Raw genomic sequence first — 5177 nt, forward strand, 5'->3', positions numbered from 1 at the left:
TCTTCTATGTTTACATAGTAAAGGCTTCAAGATAGATTAAACTGAAGAGTTTGATCATGGCTCAGATTGAACGCTGGCGGCAGGCTTAACACATGCAAGTCGAGCGGTAACAGAGAGAAGCTTGCTTCTCTGCTGACGAGCGGCGGACGGGTGAGTAATGCTTAGGAATCTACCTAGTAGTGGGGGATAACTTGCCGAAAGGTAAGCTAATACCGCATACGACCTACGGGAGAAAGCAGGGGACCTTTTGGCCTTGCGCTATTAGATGAGCCTAAGTCGGATTAGCTAGTTGGTGGGGTAAGAGCCTACCAAGGCGACGATCTGTAGCTGGTCTGAGAGGATGATCAGCCACACCGGGACTGAGACACGGCCCGGACTCCTACGGGAGGCAGCAGTGGGGAATATTGGACAATGGGGGGAACCCTGATCCAGCCATGCCGCGTGTGTGAAGAAGGCCTTTTGGTTGTAAAGCACTTTAAGCAGTGAAGAAGAGGTTTTGGCTAATACCCAAAGCTGATGACATTAGCTGCAGAATAAGCACCGGCTAACTCTGTGCCAGCAGCCGCGGTAATACAGAGGGTGCGAGCGTTAATCGGAATTACTGGGCGTAAAGCGAGCGTAGGTGGCTTGATAAGTCAGATGTGAAAGCCCCGGGCTTAACCTGGGAACGGCATCTGAAACTGTCAGGCTAGAGTAGGTGAGAGGAAGGTAGAATTCCAGGTGTAGCGGTGAAATGCGTAGAGATCTGGAGGAATACCGATGGCGAAGGCAGCCTTCTGGCATCATACTGACACTGAGGTTCGAAAGCGTGGGTAGCAAACAGGATTAGATACCCTGGTAGTCCACGCCGTAAACGATGTCTACTAGTCGTTGGGGGACTTGATTCCTTAGTGACGCAGCTAACGCAATAAGTAGACCGCCTGGGGAGTACGGCCGCAAGGTTAAAACTCAAATGAATTGACGGGGGCCCGCACAAGCGGTGGAGCATGTGGTTTAATTCGATGCAACGCGAAGAACCTTACCTGGTCTTGACATACACAGAATCTTGTAGAGATACGAGAGTGCCTTCGGGAATTGTGATACAGGTGCTGCATGGCTGTCGTCAGCTCGTGTCGTGAGATGTTGGGTTAAGTCCCGCAACGAGCGCAACCCTTTTCCTTAGTTACCAGCGACTCGGTCGGGAACTCTAAGGATACTGCCAGTGACAAACTGGAGGAAGGCGGGGACGACGTCAAGTCATCATGGCCCTTACGACCAGGGCTACACACGTGCTACAATGGTAGGTACAGAGGGCAGCGACACAGCGATGTGAAGCGAATCTCAAAAAGCCTATCGTAGTCCAGATTGGAGTCTGCAACTCGACTCCATGAAGTAGGAATCGCTAGTAATCGCGGATCAGAATGCCGCGGTGAATACGTTCCCGGGCCTTGTACACACCGCCCGTCACACCATGGGAGTTGATTGCACCAGAAGTGGGTAGCCTAACTTTGGAGGGCGCTCACCACGGTGTGGTCGATGACTGGGGTGAAGTCGTAACAAGGTAGCCGTAGGGGAACCTGCGGCTGGATCACCTCCTTAACGAAGCATTTGATTGGTAAGAATCCACAACAAGTTGTTCTTTGGTTTAAGCGTTAACGCTTCTCAGGGTCTGTAGCTCAGTTGGTTAGAGCACCGTGTTGATAACGCGGGGGTCATAAGTTCAAGTCTTATCAGACCCACCAAACATCTGGGGCCATAGCTCAGTTGGTAGAGCGCCTGCCTTGCACGCAGGAGGTCAGGAGTTCGACTCTCCTTGGCTCCACCAAATAAAGCGAGACGTAAGCTGTAAATAAAATAAATAAAGATAGTAAGTATAAACAGAAACAAGAGATTGGAATCGATTTCTTCTTTCTGTTTGATACAGAACCTAATACCTGACGAAGGATTAGGAACTATTTAACAACATAGATATGAGTCTGGGTTAGTGGTGATATTTCACGTATCATCACTAACCTGATAATCACCTTTTAATGACATCAGTTGTTATCCCAAGGGGTGGTTATCAAAGTAAAGAGAACTGAATCAAGCGTAAACATAGGTGATATCGTTATCATTACCCATAGACCCTTTGGGGTTGTATGGTCAAGTAATGAAGCGCACATGGTGGATGCCTTGGCAGTCAGAGGCGATGAAAGACGTGACAGCCTGCGATAAGCTTCGGGGAGGCGGCAATATCCTGTGATCCGAAGATTTCTGAATGGGGAAACCCACCTATCATAAGATAGGTATCTTATACTTGTATAAGAGGCGAACCGAGCGAAGTGAAACATCTCAGTAGCTCGAGGAAAAGACATCAAATGAGATTCCCCAAGTAGCGGCGAGCGAACGGGGAGGAGCCGACGGACTTTAGAATAGAAGAACAGCGTGGGAAAGCTGACCATAGTGGGTGATAGTCCCGTATTCGAAATTCTAGAGGAAGCATATTAAGTAGAGCGGGACACGAGAAATCCTGTTTGAAGATGGGGGGACCATCCTCCAAGGCTAAATACTCCTGACTGACCGATAGTGAACCAGTACCGTGAGGGAAAGGCGAAAAGAACCCCTGTGAGGGGAGTGAAATAGAACCTGAAACCGTGTGCGTACAAGCAGTCGGAGCGGACATGATCCGTGACGGCGTACCTTTTGTATAATGGGTCAGCGACTTATATTCTGTAGCAAGGTTAACCGAATAGGGGAGCCGTAGGGAAACCGAGTCTTAATAGGGCGAATAGTTGCAGGGTATAGACCCGAAACCGAGTGATCTATCCATGAGCAGGTTGAAAGTGCCGTAACAGGCACCGGAGGACCGAACCCACTGTCGTTGAAAAGCCAGGGGATGACTTGTGGATAGGGGTGAAAGGCTAATCAAACTCGGTGATAGCTGGTTCTCCCCGAAAGCTATTTAGGTAGCGCCTCGGACGAACACCATTGGGGGTAGAGCACTGTTTCGGCTAGGGGGTCATACCGACTTACCAACCCGATGCAAACTCCGAATACCGATGAGTGATATCCGGGAGACACACGGCGGGTGCTAACGTCCGTCGTGGAGAGGGAAACAACCCAGACCGCCAGCTAAGGCCCCAAATTCCTAGTTAAGTGGGAAACGAGGTGGGAAGGCATAGACAGCTAGGAGGTTGGCTTAGAAGCAGCCATCCTTTAAAGAAAGCGTAATAGCTCACTAGTCGAGTCGGCCTGCGCGGAAGATGTAACGGGGCTCAAACTAGGAGCCGAAGCTGCGGATTTGAAAATTGTTTCAAGTGGTAGGGGAGCATTGTGTAAGCCTGAGAAGGTGTGTTGTAAAGCATGCTGGAGGTATCACAAGAGCGAATGCTGACGTGAGTAACGATAATGGGTGTGAAAAGCATCCACGCCGGAAGACCAAGGGTTCCAGTCCAACGTTAATCGGGGCTGGGTGAGTCGACCCCTAAGGCGAGGCCGAAAGGCGTAGTCGATGGGAAATCGGTTAATATTCCGATACTTGTTTATGATGCGATGGAGGGACGGAGAAGGTTATGCCAGCCTAGTGATGGTTATCTAGGTGGAAGGATGTAGGTTGAGTGATTAGGCAAATCCGGTCACTTATTAAACTGAGATCTGATAGCAAGCGGTACTTGTACCGCGAAGTGGCAAATACCAGGCTTCCAGGAAAAGCTTCTAAGCAACAGTCATAAACGAATCGTACCCGAAACCGACACAGGTGGTCAGGTAGAGAATACCAAGGCGCTTGAGAGAACTCTGCTGAAGGAACTAGGCAAAATGGTACCGTAACTTCGGGAGAAGGTACGCTGCTGATGGTGAAACCCTCGCGGTGTAAGCTATTGGCAGTCGCAGATACCAGGCTGCTGCAACTGTTTATTAAAAACACAGCACTCTGCAAACACGAAAGTGGACGTATAGGGTGTGATGCCTGCCCGGTGCTGGAAGGTTAATTGATGGGCTTAGCGTAAGCGAAGGTCTTGATCGAAGCCCCAGTAAACGGCGGCCGTAACTATAACGGTCCTAAGGTAGCGAAATTCCTTGTCGGGTAAGTTCCGACCTGCACGAATGGCATAATGATGGCAGCGCTGTCTCCAGCAGAGACTCAGTGAAATCGAAATCGCAGTGAAGATGCTGTGTACCCGCGGCTAGACGGAAAGACCCCGTGAACCTTTACTACAGCTTTACATTGAACTTTGACCTGACTTGTGCAGGATAGGTGGGAGGCTTTGAAGCAGGAACGCTAGTTCTTGTGGAGCCAACCTTGAAATACCACCCTGGTCATGTTGGGGTTCTAACTTAGAGATAACGGTCTCAAGGACAATGTATGGTGGGTAGTTTGACTGGGGCGGTCTCCTCCTAAAGAGTAACGGAGGAGTACGAAGGTGCGCTCAGAACGGTCGGAAATCGTTCAAAGAGTATAAAGGCAAAAGCGCGCTTAACTGCGAGACCCACAAGTCGAGCAGGTACGAAAGTAGGTCTTAGTGATCCGGTGGTTCTGTATGGAAGGGCCATCGCTCAACGGATAAAAGGTACTCTGGGGATAACAGGCTGATACCGCCCAAGAGTTCATATCGACGGCGGTGTTTGGCACCTCGATGTCGGCTCATCTCATCCTAGGGCTGAAGCAGGTCCTAAGGGTATGGCTGTTCGCCATTTAAAGAGGTACGCGAGCTGGGTTTAGAACGTCGTGAGACAGTTCGGTCCCTATCTACCGTGGGCGTAGGAAATTTGAGAGGATCTGCTCCTAGTACGAGAGGACCAGAGTGGACGAACCGCTGGTGTTCGGGTTGTCATGCCAATGGCATTGCCCGGTAGCTACGTTCGGATGGGATAACCGCTGAAAGCATCTAAGCGGGAAGCCCACCTCAAGATGAGATTTCCCTAAAGAGCCGTTCAAGACTAGGACGTTGATAGGCAGGGTGTGGAAGCGCAGCGATGTGTGGAGCTAACCTGTACTAATTGCTCGTTTGGCTTGACCATACAACCCCAAGTGGTTTGTATGAGATAGTGATATCACCAAAGCTTGATTCAAAACCAACAGACTCCTATCTATACCCCCTTTGCTGACGACAACAGCGCGATGGAACCACCTGATCCCTTCCCGAACTCAGAAGTGAAACGTCGTAGCGCCGATGGTAGTGTGATTCGCTCATGTGAGAGTAGGTCATCGTCAGCTCCTT

At 50.1% G+C, this 5177-nt stretch carries 2 tRNA genes and 3 rRNA genes; all 5 read left to right on the top strand.

Annotated elements, in window-relative coordinates:
* Positions 1 to 38: 38 nt before the first annotated feature.
* Positions 39 to 1578: ribosomal RNA gene (locus HF322_RS11425) — 16S ribosomal RNA — on the top strand.
* Between the two features lie 66 nt (positions 1579 to 1644).
* Positions 1645 to 1721 (top strand) — tRNA-Ile (locus HF322_RS11430).
* 7 nt (positions 1722 to 1728) lie between these two features.
* A tRNA-Ala gene (locus tag HF322_RS11435) sits at positions 1729 to 1804 on the top strand.
* 315 nt (positions 1805 to 2119) lie between these two features.
* A 23S ribosomal RNA gene (locus HF322_RS11440) occupies positions 2120 to 4977 on the top strand.
* Positions 4978 to 5059: 82 nt separating this feature from the next.
* Positions 5060 to 5173: ribosomal RNA gene (gene rrf, locus HF322_RS11445) — 5S ribosomal RNA — on the top strand.
* Together the 16S, 23S and 5S rRNA genes with 2 tRNA genes alongside form the textbook arrangement of a ribosomal RNA operon.
* The last annotated feature ends 4 nt before the right edge of the window (positions 5174 to 5177 follow it).

The organism is Psychrobacter sp. MF31, from assembly GCF_012847335.1.
Lineage (GTDB): Bacteria > Pseudomonadota > Gammaproteobacteria > Pseudomonadales > Moraxellaceae > Psychrobacter.